At 63.5% G+C, this 13,628-nt stretch carries 12 protein-coding genes; 8 read left to right on the top strand and 4 right to left on the bottom strand.

Annotated elements, in window-relative coordinates:
- Positions 1–11: 11 nt before the first annotated feature.
- Complete coding sequence (locus AC1DVW_RS14875) at positions 12–1,235, bottom strand: acyltransferase family protein (RefSeq protein ID WP_477323997.1); 1,224 nt, start codon at positions 1,233–1,235, stop codon at positions 12–14.
- 260 nt (positions 1,236–1,495) lie between these two features.
- Between AC1DVW_RS14875 and speB the strand changes: the two genes are divergently transcribed.
- The 3 genes from speB to AC1DVW_RS14860 all read left to right on the top strand — a co-directional run bounded on the left by speB (position 1,496) and on the right by AC1DVW_RS14860 (position 3,877).
- Positions 1,496–2,503: an agmatinase gene (gene speB / locus AC1DVW_RS14870; protein WP_477323995.1), complete on the top strand. Its 1,008-nt coding sequence runs from the start codon at positions 1,496–1,498 to the stop codon at positions 2,501–2,503.
- A gap of 30 nt (positions 2,504–2,533) precedes the next feature.
- On the top strand, positions 2,534–3,460 hold the full coding sequence (gene argC / locus AC1DVW_RS14865) for an N-acetyl-gamma-glutamyl-phosphate reductase (protein WP_477269232.1): 927 nt from the start codon (positions 2,534–2,536) through the stop codon (positions 3,458–3,460).
- Positions 3,461–3,559: 99 nt separating this feature from the next.
- A complete protein-coding gene (locus AC1DVW_RS14860; RefSeq protein ID WP_477323993.1) occupies positions 3,560–3,877 on the top strand; it encodes a hypothetical protein in 318 nt (105 codons plus the stop codon).
- Between the two features lie 28 nt (positions 3,878–3,905).
- Here AC1DVW_RS14860 and AC1DVW_RS14855 read toward each other — a convergent pair whose 3' ends face one another.
- The gene (locus tag AC1DVW_RS14855; protein WP_477323991.1) at positions 3,906–4,997 is read right to left on the bottom strand and encodes a COX15/CtaA family protein; all 1,092 of its coding nucleotides are present in this window, start codon (positions 4,995–4,997) and stop codon (positions 3,906–3,908) included.
- A 152-nt stretch (positions 4,998–5,149) separates the two neighbouring features.
- Between AC1DVW_RS14855 and AC1DVW_RS14850 the strand changes: the two genes are divergently transcribed.
- The gene (locus tag AC1DVW_RS14850; protein ID WP_477269226.1) at positions 5,150–5,365 is read left to right on the top strand and encodes a DUF2842 domain-containing protein; all 216 of its coding nucleotides are present in this window, start codon (positions 5,150–5,152) and stop codon (positions 5,363–5,365) included.
- A 5-nt stretch (positions 5,366–5,370) separates the two neighbouring features.
- Here AC1DVW_RS14850 and AC1DVW_RS14845 read toward each other — a convergent pair whose 3' ends face one another.
- Positions 5,371–6,429: a polysaccharide deacetylase family protein gene (locus AC1DVW_RS14845; protein ID WP_477269225.1), complete on the bottom strand. Its 1,059-nt coding sequence runs from the start codon at positions 6,427–6,429 to the stop codon at positions 5,371–5,373.
- A 91-nt stretch (positions 6,430–6,520) separates the two neighbouring features.
- Here AC1DVW_RS14845 and AC1DVW_RS14840 point away from each other — a divergent pair, with 91 nt between their 5' ends.
- The gene (locus tag AC1DVW_RS14840) at positions 6,521–7,750 is read left to right on the top strand and encodes a GNAT family N-acetyltransferase (RefSeq protein ID WP_477269223.1); all 1,230 of its coding nucleotides are present in this window, start codon (positions 6,521–6,523) and stop codon (positions 7,748–7,750) included.
- Positions 7,751–7,857: 107 nt separating this feature from the next.
- Here the strand turns inward: AC1DVW_RS14840 and AC1DVW_RS14835 are convergent, their stop codons facing one another.
- Positions 7,858–10,035 carry a GumC family protein gene (locus tag AC1DVW_RS14835; protein WP_477323989.1) on the bottom strand — a complete coding sequence of 726 codons (2,178 nt, stop codon included), beginning with the start codon at positions 10,033–10,035 and terminating at the stop codon, positions 7,858–7,860.
- A gap of 265 nt (positions 10,036–10,300) precedes the next feature.
- Between AC1DVW_RS14835 and AC1DVW_RS14830 the strand changes: the two genes are divergently transcribed.
- From AC1DVW_RS14830 to AC1DVW_RS14820, 3 genes are all read left to right on the top strand, one after another.
- Positions 10,301–10,864 (top strand): polysaccharide biosynthesis/export family protein, encoded by a 564-nt coding sequence (locus tag AC1DVW_RS14830; RefSeq protein WP_477323987.1) that lies wholly within the window; start codon positions 10,301–10,303, stop codon positions 10,862–10,864.
- A gap of 5 nt (positions 10,865–10,869) precedes the next feature.
- Positions 10,870–12,000, top strand: a complete 1,131-nt coding sequence (locus tag AC1DVW_RS14825) for a glycosyltransferase (RefSeq protein WP_477323985.1) — start codon at positions 10,870–10,872, stop codon at positions 11,998–12,000.
- Positions 12,001–12,084: 84 nt separating this feature from the next.
- Entirely contained in the window at positions 12,085–13,620 is a 1,536-nt protein-coding gene (locus tag AC1DVW_RS14820; protein ID WP_477323983.1) for an undecaprenyl-phosphate glucose phosphotransferase, read from the top strand.
- Positions 13,621–13,628 lie beyond the last annotated feature (8 nt).

Here is a 13,628-nt window from a genome sequence, read left to right as displayed (position 1 = left end):
AAGCGGGGAAGTTACGTCAACGCCGGCTGGAGCAGCCGTTTGTCGACATCGTGTGGATGGCCGACCGGCCCAAACAGGCGGCCGGCGAGGCGCCGGAAGAGGCGCTGGCCCGGTTGCTCGATCAGCCGATAGGTCACGTAGCTGGCCGCGATGGTGACCGCCACCATGGCGACAATCAGCAGATCGCCGGCAAACAGGCTACCGAGATCTATGCCGTCGCCATAGCGGTCGGTGCGGCCGACCTGCCGGACGAGGGACATTCCGGCGATGATGTCCACCAGCCGGGCCACATTCAGCAGCCGCAACTGGATGAACAGGTGGATCATGTAGATCGAATAGGACAGTGTGCCGATGAAAATGAACGGGCGCAAGCGCAGCAGGCGGCTGACCATCCCCCTCTCCCTGGCGAAAACCCAGACCAGCAGCGCGAAGACAAAGGGCAAGCCATAGCTCAGCGGGGTCGCATGCGTCTTCCAGGCGACCACGACGGCCAACGCCGTCACCGACAGCTCGATCACGGTCCAGCGTAGCGATCCCGCCCGGCTGGCGGGAGCGGCATGCTGCAACAGCATCGAGCGGAAGGAAACCACGTACAAAAGCGCGCCAATGGAAAAGCCGTAGATGGCGCGCAGGAAGCCGGTCCCCGATGCCGAGGCCATGCCTTGCGCCGAGGCCTGCCAAAGCACGAGTGGTGCGGCGATCATGGCGAGGACAAGCCACAAAACGACCCGTTTGCGCTGTGTCAGCACCGCGACGGCGAACAGGACATAGGCCAGATACTCCGCCGAAATGCTCCATGACGGCGTGTTCCAGCTCAGCGAATCCGCAGGCCAAAAAGCCTGGAGCAGCAGCGCGTTGCTGGCGAGATAGGAGAGATCGTTGGTGCCGGAGAATGAGGGATCGGAAGCGTTGACCAGTCCCGGCAGGAAGGTTTTGGCGATCTCGAACAGGAGGAAGAGCGCGAGCATGAAGATGTGCAGCGGATAAAGCCTACCCAGTCGCAAGACGAAGAAACGTCCCATGTCGCGAGGGGTCGAAAGCCTGTCGAGGTAGGCATGGGCGATGACGAAGCCCGACAGGACAAAGAACAGGTCGACGAAGGCTTCGCCCGAGCGGACGATGCCGATCAGTCGAATGTTGCTGACGATCTGGGCGTGAAACAGCACCACCATGATTGCGGCGAGGCCGCGCCAGCTGTCCAGCGCTTCGAACCTGATTGGTGCAGGTCGCGCCACATCCGGCGATCGGGCGGAAGTTCGCAACGCTGGCGCGCCCATAGTTGTTCCGTTCCCCGGCCGATTCCGTCCCAGGACGGGACGGATGCTTGCTTTCGGCTGTCTTCATGCTTGTTACCGCAATTTGCGTGCCAGCACTGCAGTTCGCCTGGCACGCAAGAATTTGTGACCGAGTTCCAGCGGCCATCGCCCGCGGAAGGGGTCGCATTTCTGAAAATTATGTCCAATAAGGTCCGCGTCGACGCACAGGAGATCGCTATATGGCCAACCAAAACATCGACCACGCCTTCACCGCCCGCTCCAAAACGGGCGCTGCCTTCGAGCCGACCTATGCCGGCGCGCTGTCGTTCATGCGGCGCAAGTACACGAAGGACGTGAAGGGCGCGGACGCCGTGGTGTGGGGCATTCCCTTCGACGCCGCCGTCACCAACCGGCCGGGTGCTCGTTTCGGGCCGCAGGCGATCCGCCGTGCTTCGGCCATCCTCGACAACGACCCGCAATATCCGTTTTCGCGCGATCTGTTCGAACAGCTCGCGGTGGTCGACTATGGTGATTGCCTGCTCGACTCAGGCAACCACCAGAAGACGCCAGGGACGATCGAGCGCGAGGCAGCAAAAATCCTGAAATCCGGCGCCTTCCTGCTGACGCTGGGCGGCGACCATTTCGTCACGTGGCCGCTGCTCAAGGCGCATGCCGCCATTCACGGGCCGTTGGCGCTGGTGCAGTTTGACGCCCACCAGGACACCTGGCCGGACGATGGCAAGCGCATCGACCATGGTTCGTTCGTTGGCCGCGCCGTCAACGAAGGCATTATCGACCCCGACCGCTCGATCCAGATCGGCATCCGCACCCACGCGCCGGATACGTTCGGCATCAAGATCCTCTACGGCCATGAAATCGAGGAGATGCGGGCGTCCGACATCGCCTATGCCATCGTCGATCGCACCGGCGGCAGGAAGACCTATCTCACCTTCGACATCGACTGCCTCGACCCGGCCTTCGCGCCGGGCACCGGCACGCCGGTCGCCGGCGGACCGTCCTCGGCGAAGATCCTGTCGACATTGCGCCAACTCGGTCAGGTCGACATTGTCGGCGCCGATGTCGTCGAGGTTGCGCCGGCCTATGACCATGCCGATATAACGGCGATTGCCGGTTCGATGGTGGCCATGCAGTATCTCGGCCTGCTGGCCGAGCGAAAGGCCCGGCTCGGGGAGATGAACAACGGCAATCACCACGCTGCCGCAGTGAATCAGGAAAGCGGCATATAGTTTTGAAATAGCAGGGAATTTGGTCAATCCATGAAACCGAAAATCTTCATCGACGGCGAGCACGGCACCACCGGTCTGCAGATCAGGGCGCTGCTTGCCGAGCGCGGCGACCTCGAGATCATCTCGATCCCGACCGAGCGCCGCAAGGAAACGGCGGCGCGCGCCGAGTTCCTCAATGCCGCCGATGTCGCGATCCTGTGCCTGCCGGACGCAGCCGCCAAAGAAAGCGTTTCGCTGATCACCAACGACACGACCAAGGTCATCGATGCGTCGACAGCGCATCGCGTCGCCGAAGGCTGGGAATACGGTTTTGCCGAAATGGACAAGGGTCAGGCGAAAAAGATCGCCCGGGCCAAGCGCGTCGCCAATCCCGGTTGCTGGCCGCAAGGGCCGATCGCGACGCTGCGGCCGCTGCTGACGGCCGGGCTGCTGCCGCCAGATTTTCCGATCACCGTCAACGGCATTTCGGGCTATTCGGGCGGCGGCCGGCCGATGATCGAGGAGTATGTCGCCAAGGGCGAGGATGCCTCGGAATTCCTGCCCTACGGGCTGACGCTGCAGCACAAGCATGTGCCGGAGCTGAGGACCTATGCGAAACTCTCGCATGATCCGATCATGCAGCCGGCGGTCGGCAATTTCGCGCAAGGCATGATCACGGTGGTGCCGCTGCAACTCGGCGGCCTCGACCATGTGCCGACCGGTGCCGAACTGCATACAGCGATCGCCGACCACTTCGCGGCCATCGATGGCGGCGTGGTCGAGGTGGCGCCCTATGCGCATCTCGAGCGCATGCCGGAGATCGATCCGGAAGTCTACAACGGCACCAACCGCATGAAGGTCTATGTCTTTGCCAATGACGACCGGGCACAGGCGCTGCTGCTCGCCGTCTACGACAATCTCGGCAAGGGCGCCTCGGGTGCCGCCGTGCAGAACATGGACCTGATGCTCGGCCTTTGATGGACGCGCCGGCGCTGGCAGGTCGGCGCCGGATGTGCAGGTAACCGCCTGTTCACCATGATGATCTACTGAAAGACTGACATCTTTCAGGGAATTCTCATGGTCAGCGCGATTTCGGCTTCGTCCCAGGCGACACAGATTTCTTCGTCCAGCGCGTCGAGCAACGCTTCGCAGGAGGCCGCGCTCGAAAAGCAGATCAAGGCCAAGGAAGACGAGGCGAAGACGGTCGAGGATCAGGTCCAGGCGGCCAAGCTGCAGCAGGAGATTGCGGCGCTGAAGGCCAAGCTCGATGCGCTCAAGGCCGCCGACAAGGCCGCAGCCACCGACCAAGGCCAGTCGACCCCGTCTGCCGCGGCGCTACGCCAGGCAGAGTTCGATGGTGAGACGAAAGACACGTCGAACGTACTCTGGATTTGACGATAGCCGGCCAGCCGAATGACCGTCGTCAACCTCTAATGGCGATCCGGCTGGGCAAGGGATAAGCGCCCTTGGTGCCGCGCCAATGCGCGGCGGCAAAGCCGAGCACGACAAGCGCAAAGCCTTGATGCGTCAGCGCCATGTGCAGCGGCACATGCATCAACAGCGTGCCGATGCCGATCGAGGCTTGCACCAGCACCAGCAGGAACAGAAGTGTGGCGCGACGGGCATGTGTCGACCCGGGCAGATGCCAGCGCGTCGCGATCATGTGCCAGAGCGCCACGGTGAAAAGCGTGTAGGCGCCGAGCCGGTGAACGAACTGCACAGTCTTCGGATTCTCGAAAAAATTGCGCCATGCCGGCTCGAGCAGCAACAGGTCACCCGGCACAATCTTGCCGTCCATCAACGGCCAGGTGTTGTAGCTCAGGCCGGCGTCGAGCCCGGCGACGAGACCGCCGAGATAGATCTGGATCAGCGCCAGCAGCACCAGAAAGCCTGCCAGGCGTTGCGTCGAGCGATCGGCGGCGGGCTCCGAGTGCGGGGCCAGCCCGCGCGCGACCACCATGGTCGCGGTGAAGATCAGGGCGGCAAGCGTCAGGTGCGTCGCCAGCCGGTACTGGCTGACGGAGACACGGTCGACCAGCCCTGACGCCACCATCCACCAGCCGATGGCGCCCTGCAGGCCGCCGAGCAAGAGAATGCCTAGCAGTTTCGGCCCCAGGCCGCGTTCGACGCGGCGCGTCGCCCAGAAGAACAGCAGCGGCAAGGCAAAGACGACGCCGACGCTGCGCGCCAGGATGCGGTGCGCCCATTCCCACCAGAAGATCGTCTTGAACGCCGCGATGCTCATGCCCTTGTTGAGCTCGGCATATTGCGGGATCTGCTGGTAGCGCAGGAATTCCTCCTGCCACTCGGCGTCGTTGAGCGGCGGGATGACGCCGTGGATCGGCTGCCACTCCGTGATCGACAGGCCGGATTCGGTGAGCCTGGTGGCGCCGCCGACCAGGACCAGCGCAACCAGCACCAGGAGCACGACATAGAGCCAGCCGCGCACCAGCGCCCGGTTGCGCAGGTCGCGGTCGCGAGCGATGTAAGGCGCGGCAGCTGGTATGGCAGCCATGGGCTTGTTCCAACGGTTTGAAGTCGCGGATTGGTGAACCATCGCAACCCGGCTGACAAGACCGGACGGCGCGGCACGCCGTCGCGCCGCTTGTCGCGGGTTGCGTGTCACTGTCTCAAGGCTTATTCGAAGCGCTTGCAAGAGGCCGGACAATGCCCATTCGCCTGAAAAAGCTGATCGGAACATTTCTGCTGGTGGCGCTAGTCATCATCTACGCGCTGGTCGCGTCGATCGTGGCGGTCGCGCAGCTGTCGCAGTCGGGACCGCTGGCGCATTTCCTGTTCTTCCTGCTGAGCGGCCTGCTCTGGGTGCTGCCGGCAATGGGCATCATCAAGTGGTTGATCCTGGAGCCGCCAGCGAAGAGCTGACGTGCCTAGACCGTTACGACCATCTTGCCGGCATTGGCCAGCGGCGTCGTTACCCCCGACAGCATGGTGCGAATGTGGGCGACGCTTTGGTAGCGGCCGTTGACTGAAATGCGCGGCAGCGCGTGCAGGAAGCCCGAATGCTCGGCGCGCAGCACGCCGTGCCGCGTCGTCACCGCCGAGGCATAGCCGGCATCGCGGGCAAAACCAACTTCCCGACAGCCGACGGCGCTGGCATAGCCATAGGGATAGGCGAGATGGCGCGGCTCCTCGCCCAGTTCCGCCTGCAAAATACGCCTTACATCGCCGATCTCGTGGCGCGCATCGGCTTCGGAAAGCCGCTTCAGATTGCGGTGGTTGACCGTGTGGCCACCGATCGTCACCAGGGGATGCGCGGCCATGGTGCGAATATCGTCCCAGTTCATCAGCGTGCTCGAGCGTAGCCCGTCAAGCTCGATGCCGTTGGCGCGCGCCAGGTCGCGCAACACCGCGCGCTGGTCTTCCTCGCGGATTTCCAGCGTCAGATAGCTATGCAGGCGCGCATTGGCCTGGAGTTTCTTGCCCGGGGTCGAGCAGTCGATGCTCACCGGGCCGGCCGGCGTCGGCAGCGTCAACCGGTCGCGCGCGTTGACGATGTCCTCGACCACGTCCCACCACAGGTCGGCGGCACCGTTGATCAGCCCCGGCGCGACGTAGATGGCGATCGGCGCACCGTGCTTTTCCAGCACCGGCAGCGCCTCGGTCATATTGTCGCGATAGGCATCGTCGGCGGTGATGGTGGCAAACTGGCCGCCCTTGCCACCGGCCTTGATGCGCTCGATGGCCTCGTCAAGCGTGACGAAGGCATAGCCTTTCGCCTTCATGTCGGCGATCACGGCGTCGAGGAAGTCGGGCGCGATGTTGAGATGCCGGTTGACGCCATTCGGTTTCTCCGGCGTCGCGGTCACCCGGTGCAGCATGAGGATGGCGCCGATGCCGCCGACGAACGGCTTGGCCAACGGTGCAAGGCCGGTATAGCGGGCGACATTGAGCGCCAGTTTCCGGATTGCCTCGCCTCCGTCGATCATTCATTCACCTTTTACGCCTAGGCTCATCCAAGCACGGAACGCGCCTATGCGAACCCCCAAATCGCGATGAATACGCCCTAAGGATTGAGGTATGGTTGACGCCACCGCGTCATTTGACGGCAATCGGCTTGCGGCAACCGAAGCGTCGCCGCGCGCGGTTTCCGTTGACCAGGCCGGCCTGTCGGCCTCGGTCTCCGACGGCACAGCCCTTGCGGCCTATGGCGAATTCAGCCGTTCGGCCTTGGTCGCCCCGGCGCAGAGCGCGTCGTGGATCCGGAACTGGACGGCGCAGGCCGGCCCGGACGTTGTCGTGGCAACCCTTAGCATTGAGGACAGGCCGGTTTTTGCGCTGGCGCTGGAAGTCACCCGCACAGGCCCGTTTCGTGTCGCCCGCTTCATGGCCGGCCGCCATGCCAATGGCAATTTCGCCGCCGCCGATCCGCGCTGGCTGGCCAAGCCGGACGGTTCGGCCATTCGCTCGATGCTGGCGGCAATCGGCAAGACCCGGCCCGATATCGACCTGCTCGCGCTGGAACGGCTGTTGCCGAAGCTCGACGGCGCTGCCAATCCGCTTGCCAGCTTCCCGCATTTTCCGAGCCCCAATCTGTCGCTCGCGGTCGACCTTGCAGGCGGTTTCGATGCCTTGCTGTCGCGCGCCAGCGGCAAGCGCAAGCGCAAGAAGCACCGTTCGCAGACTCGAAAATTCGAAGCCGTCGGCAGCTACCGCCGCATCGCGGCCGGCACGGCGGACGAGGTGAACCGGCTGCTCGACGCCTTCTTCGAGATGAAGGAATTCCGCTTCCGCAAGATGGGCATCGCCAATGTCTTCGGCGATGCGCCAGTGCGTTCTTTTTTCCGCGCGCTGTTCGTGGAAGCGCTTCAAGAGAAAAACCCGCCCTTCGTGCTGCATGGACTCGAGGTCGCCGGCAAGCTGCGCGCCATCACCGGATCGAGCCGTTCGGGCAAACGACTGATCTGCGAATTCGGAGCGATCGCCGAAGACGATCTCGGCCACACCAGCCCAGGCGACTTTCTGTTCTTCGACAACATCCAGGAGGCCTGCGAGACGGGCTTCGACGTCTATGATTTCTCGGTCGGCGACGAACCCTACAAGCGGCTGTGGTGCGACATCGAGACCCAGCATTTCGAGGTGCTGGTCCCCCTGAGCTTGAAAGGCCGCGCGCTGGCGCTTGTGCTGCGGCAAAGCGCGCGGCTGAAGGCCTGCATCAAGAACAGCCCGACGATCTGGAAGCTGACCAAGATGCTGCGCCGCAAGACCGCCGGACAGGCTGCACCTGCGGCTGCCGAGGACGACAGCTGAAGCTGGATGCGGCGCAGAAACTGCCTGATCTCCCCCCTTGCGGGGGAGATCAGATGTCACGCCTGCTTCCGCCAATCGCCGCGCCGCCAGAGTAGGTATCGCATATCTCAGGCGGCGCTAAGTCGTCCCGGCACCGGCGTTCCCGGTGTCTCGTGGCCGATCGGCGTCACCAGAGTGAGCTCGGGATAGCCGTTCTCGATCAGCTTGACCGCCGCCTGCGCCACCTCGTCATGGGGCTCCAGCATGGAGAGGAAGACCTCGGTGCCCTCGCCCACCAGGCGGCTGATTCCTTGCGCATCGGTAGGGCCGCATTCGACGACGACCAGATCGTAGGCGGTGGTCAGCGACTGCATGATGATCGGCAGCCGGTCGGCGGCGCGCATGGCGCGAACCGGATCGGCGGTGCCGACGGGAATGACGTGGCAGTCCGAATAGAGATCGGGATGGATGACCTCGCTGAACTGCGCCTCGGAGGCGAGCAGATTGGTGATCCCGGGGAAAAGCCCGCTGTCGAGCATCGGCCGCGAGGCAGCGCCCGAAGCGGTGAGATCGAGCAGCAAAACGCGCAGCCCGGCGTCGGAGACTTCGCGCGCCACCAGCACCGCCGAGGCCGCCGCTTCGTCGCCTTCGGGCGACACGAATATGGCGCGGGCCGCACCGCTGGCGATCAGCTTTTCGGCTGCCTTTTCGACGTCGACTTCGCCGAGGCTGGAGCGCACCGGTTCGGCCCTCGCGGCAGCCTTTTCCGCCACGACAGCCGCTGCCGGCTCCGTCTCGGTTTCAGCCACAGCCGGATGATCCTCGGCTTCCGCGATTTCGACAATCGCCGGCTCCTGGCGGGCAGCCGGCATCGCAACCTGCTCGATGTGCTCGAAACGGGCGCCCGGGGCCGGGCGCATGGCGCGACCCGAGAACAATTCCTGGAGAAGCGTCACGATCGCCATCAGCAGCAGCGAACCGACGAAGGCCGCGCCGACGATCGGGACGATCTTCGGGAAATAGGGTTCGGACGGCATCCGCGCTTCGGAAAACACACTGGCATCGACCGGCAGATAGTTGCGGTCCTTGCGCGAGGACGCTTCACGGAAGCTGGTCATGTAGGATTCGAGTTGCTGGCGCCGCGCGGTCGCTTCGCGCTGCAGCGCATCGAGTTCGACCTGTTCCTCGCCGGCGCGCGCCGATGCAGCCTTGAGCGTATTGACGTCGGCGATGAGCTGGCTTTCACGGGCCTTGGCCGTCTGCGCCTGGGTCAACAATCCGCGCATGATCTTTTGCGCCTCGTTGCGAATCTGGCCGTCGAGATCGGCGAGCTGCGACCGCAGCGCCCGGATGCGCGGATGATTGTCGAGCAAGGTGGTGGAGAGGTCGGCGATGTTGGTCTTCAGCTCGACCTGGCGCTCGCGCAAGCGCTGGATCAGATCGGACGACAGCACCTCCGGCACCGCATCCAGCGAGGCGCCGTTCTGCAATGCCTTGCGCACGCTGTCGGCAGTCGCTTCGGCCGCGGCGCGATTGGCGCGCACCCGCGACAGTTCGCTCGACAGCTCGGACAGCTGTTGTGTCGCCAGCACTGAATTGTTGCCACCCATCAACAGGTCCGACTGCGCCCGGTAGGCAGCAACCTTGGCCTCGGCAGCCTTCACCTGCGCCTGCAGGTCGGTAATTTCCGGCCCCAGGAAGGCCGTGGCCGCGGAATTCGATTTGGTCTTCGCCGCCGCCTGGTAGGCGATGTAGGCGGCTGCAATGGCGTTCGGAATGTCGGCGGCAAGCTTGGGATCTTCGGAGGAAAATTCGATGGCGATCGCTCGCGTCTTCTCGACGCCGTAGACATTGAGCTTGTCGCGCATCTTCTTCAGCACGCGCTCTTCCTGCTGCATTTCTTCCGGATCGCTTTTCAGGCCGGCAATGACCAGAAAGCGGGTAACCGGCGACATGTTCAACGCATCGTCGAACTCCGGCTTATTTGCCAAATTGAGCTGTTCGGCCACCTTATTGAGGATATCGGATGAGGAAATGACCTGAACCTCGGTGGCCACACCTTCCGCATCAAGGACCGGCTTGTCGTCGTCATTGGTGCCGGCAGGGCGGGTGAAGGCCGATTCGTTCATCTGGATCTTCAGCAGCGTCGTGGCCTTGTAGTGCGGCGTGGCGAGCCAGGCAAAGGCGAACGCCAGCCCTGTCACCACCAGCGCGACCACAAGAATGCGCAGCCAGTTCCTCGCAAGACTTGCGAAGAGTTGCCTGAGATCGACATCGACATCTGCGGCCGCGGACTGAACGGACATGCATTCCTGCTCCGGTACTGAGTCTAGATTGCACCGTAAACAACTATGGTAACTCAGCCGTTAAGAACGCTGTAAGCAGCCGTCAGAGTTTGGCGCGCAGGCGGCAAACAACGACCGGAAAACGGCCCGGTTTCTATCGATTGCCGCCACATCGGCCGCGCCCCTTTACCGGCCATTAACCCTAACGGGATGATAACGAACCCGGATCCCTTAAGGTTTGCCGCGACGTCCTGGCGGCCAGAGTGATGAAGGTTCGTGTCCGCTCATGAAAAGCACTGCTTCCCTCTTTCGCGCTCTGCTTGCCGTGTCGATGCTTGCCGGCTGCTCCAGCTACAGGCCGACGCCGGCAGCCTTCCACGAAGTGCTCGAACAGCCCTACCGCCTCGGCGCCGGCGACCGTGTCCGCGTCACCGTGTTCGAGCAGGAGGGATTGACCAACACCTATAGCGTCGACCAGTCCGGCTACCTCTCCTTCCCGCTGGTCGGTGCCGTGCCGGCACGTGGCCACACGGCCGTACAGCTGGAGAAAGAGATCGCTGACAAACTGCGCCAAGGCTATCTGCGCGACCCCGATGTGTCGGTCGAGATCGACCGCTACCGGCCGATCTTCGTCATGGGCGAAGTCGGTGCCGCAGGCCAGTATTCCTACGTGCCGGGCCTGACCGTGCAGAAGGCGATCGCGATTGCCGGCGGCTTCTCGCCACGCGCCAACCAGGAGAGCGTCGACATCACCCGCGACATCAACGGCAAGGTGATGACCGGGCGCGTGGTCACCTCGGACCCGCTGCTGCCCGGCGACACCGTCTACGTCCGCGAACGCCTGTTCTAGACCACGTGGCGGACACGCTCAGGATCGTCCACTGTTTTCGCTCACCCGTCGGAGGGATTTTTCGGCATGTGCGCGACCTGACCGAGGCGCAGGTCGCCGCCGGTCATTCCGTCGGCATCGTCTGCGATTCGACGACGGGCGGCGATTTCGAGGAACACCTGTTCGAACAGATGAAAGGCAGCCTGGCGCTCGGCATCCATCGCACGCCGATGCAGCGTCATGTCGGGCCGGGCGACCTCGCCTCGGCCTGGCGCACCTACAAGATTATCAAGGAATTGCGGCCGGACGTGCTTCACGGGCACGGCGCCAAGGGTGGCGCCTATGCCCGTCTGTTCGGCTCATTGTTGCGGGTATCAAGGTCTCGCGTAGCCCGCCTTTATTCGCCGCATGGCGGCTCTCTCCACTATGACGAAACCACGGCCACGGGAAAACTGTTCTTCGCGCTCGAACGCTTCATGGGCCGCTTCACCGACTGCCTGCTGTTTGTCTCCGATTATGAGAGGCGAACCTATCGCCGGAAAGTCGGCGAGCCGCCGATCCCCAACAGGCTGGTCTATAACGGCCTGCGCGCCGCCGAATTCGAACCGGTCGGCACAGTGCCGAATGCTGCCGACCTGCTCTACATCGGCATGATGCGCGACCTCAAAGGGCCAGACATTTTCATCGATGCGCTGGTGCTGGCCGCAACCCGGCTTGGCCGCCCGCTTAGCGCCGTGATGGTCGGCGATGGCGACGACCTGCCGCGCTATCACGCACAAGTGAAGCGGCTCGGGCTCGACGGCCAAGTCCGCTTCCTGCCGCCAATGCCGGCAAGGGATGCCTTTGCGCTGGCGGAGCTTGTTATCGTGCCATCCCGCGCGGAAGCCATGCCCTATATCGTGCTGGAGACGCTGGCGGCAGGCATGCCGATGATCGCCACCGCCGTTGGCGGCATACCGGAGATTTTCGGCGAGACCTCCCCTGCCCTGATCCGCCCCGACCCTAAGCAGCTCGGCCACAAGGTGAGCGAGGCGATGGCCGACCTCGGCGCCTATATCAGCCTGATGCCCGGCACCGCCGACCTCAAGGCGCGCTTCGGCGCCGACGTCATGGCGGCCGAGATCGAGAAAGCCTACTTCGCCGCCCTCGGGCGCTGAACCCTTTCCAAAGCCACCTGTTGCTTCAAGGCTTTCTTAGCTCTCTTTTGCTATCCAGTTGGGCGAAGCCCGCGGGAAAGTTCCATGAACGAAATCGACCCCACGCGCCGTTTTTCTGCCGACGCGGTGCGCAAACTCGAGAGTCCTGCTGAAGGCGATGCGCCCGGCAGCCTGAACAATGTCGCCCGCCAGGTCGCTTCGCAGTACCGGCGCGATACGATGTCGCCGATCATGGTCAGCGGCGTGTTGCGCCTGGTCGAATTCGGGCTGCTGTTCGCGTCCGGACTCCTGCTCTATTTCCACTATGTCGGCTTCTTCAACTATCTCGCCTGGCAGTATCCGCTGACCATCGCCGCCGCTTCGTTCGTCGCCGTGGTGCTGCTCGATGTCAGCGACTGCTACCAGATCGTCGCCTTGATGCGGCCGATCGCCAATTTCGGCCGCATGCTGCTGGTCTGGGCCGGGACCTACGCGCTGATGGCGCTGACGGCGTTTACCTTCAAGATATCCGAGGACTATTCGCGCCTGCTTTTCGGCGCCTGGTTCGTCGTCGGTTTCGTGCTGATCTTCGGCCTCAGGCTGGTGATGTCGAAGCTGATCCGCAGCTGGGCGCGCAACGGGCGCATGGAGCGCCGCGCCGTTATCGTCGGCGGCGGCAAGGCAGCGGAGCAGCTGATCCGCTCGGTCGAAAAACAGCCTTACAACGACATCCGCATCTGCGGCATCTTCGACGACCGCGACGACAAGCGCTCGCCGCCCATCGTTGCCGGCTATCCCAAGCTCGGCAATATTTCCGAGCTGATCGAGTTCGCCCGCATCGCACGCATCGACATGCTGATCGTGTCACTGCCGCTGACCGCCGAATCGCGCGTGTTGCAGCTGTTGAAGAAGCTGTGGGTGCTGCCGGTCGATATACGGCTGTCGGCGCATTCGAACGCGCTGCAGTTCCGCCCGCGCGCCTACTCCTATATCGGCTCGGTGCCGATGCTCGACATCTTCGACAGGCCGATCAACGACTGGGATTCGGTTGCCAAGCGCGCCTTCGACATCATCTTCTCCATCATCGGCATCATCCTGTTCTCGCCGGTCATGCTGGCCACGGCCATCGCCATCAAGCTCGACAGCAAGGGACCGGTGCTGTTTCGGCAGAAGCGGCATGGCTTCAACAACGAGATCATCGAGGTCTACAAATTCCGCTCGATGTATACCGACCGCTCGGACCCGACCGCCAAGCAGACGGTGACCAAGAACGATCCGCGCGTCACCCGCGTCGGCCGCTTCATCCGCAAGAGCTCGATCGACGAACTGCCGCAGTTCTTCAATTCGCTGCTCGGCTCGCTGTCGCTGGTCGGTCCGCGCCCGCACGCCATCGCCGCCCAGTCGCACAACCTTCTCTACAACGAGGTGGTCGACGGCTATTTCGCCCGCCACAAGGTCAAGCCCGGCGTCACCGGCTGGGCGCAGATCAATGGCTGGCGCGGCGAGATGGACACCAACGAAAAGATCCGCATGCGCACGGAGTACGACCTCTACTACATCGAGAACTGGTCGCTGCTGTTCGATCTGCGCATCCTGCTGTTGACGCCGGTGCGGCTGCTCAACACGGAAAACGCGTATTGAGCGCCTTC

Source organism: Mesorhizobium sp. P3_B5, assembly GCF_056402815.1.
This window is presented reverse-complemented; position numbering and strand designations above follow the sequence as displayed.

Bases quoted from the DNA above. Each gene is read 5' to 3' on its own strand.
- AC1DVW_RS14855 (WP_477323991.1), bottom strand. From the start codon at position 4,997: ATGGCTGCCATACCAGCTGCCGCGCCTTACATCGCTCGCGACCGCGAC.
- AC1DVW_RS14840 (WP_477269223.1), top strand. From the start codon at position 6,521: ATGGTTGACGCCACCGCGTCATTTGACGGCAATCGGCTTGCGGCAACC.
- AC1DVW_RS14850 (WP_477269226.1), top strand. From the start codon at position 5,150: ATGCCCATTCGCCTGAAAAAGCTGATCGGAACATTTCTGCTGGTGGCG.
- argC (WP_477269232.1), top strand. From the start codon at position 2,534: ATGAAACCGAAAATCTTCATCGACGGCGAGCACGGCACCACCGGTCTG.
- AC1DVW_RS14845 (WP_477269225.1), bottom strand. From the start codon at position 6,429: ATGATCGACGGAGGCGAGGCAATCCGGAAACTGGCGCTCAATGTCGCC.
- speB (WP_477323995.1), top strand. From the start codon at position 1,496: ATGGCCAACCAAAACATCGACCACGCCTTCACCGCCCGCTCCAAAACG.
- AC1DVW_RS14835 (WP_477323989.1), bottom strand. From the start codon at position 10,035: ATGTCCGTTCAGTCCGCGGCCGCAGATGTCGATGTCGATCTCAGGCAA.
- AC1DVW_RS14860 (WP_477323993.1), top strand. From the start codon at position 3,560: ATGGTCAGCGCGATTTCGGCTTCGTCCCAGGCGACACAGATTTCTTCG.
- AC1DVW_RS14830 (WP_477323987.1), top strand. From the start codon at position 10,301: ATGAAAAGCACTGCTTCCCTCTTTCGCGCTCTGCTTGCCGTGTCGATG.
- AC1DVW_RS14820 (WP_477323983.1), top strand. From the start codon at position 12,085: ATGAACGAAATCGACCCCACGCGCCGTTTTTCTGCCGACGCGGTGCGC.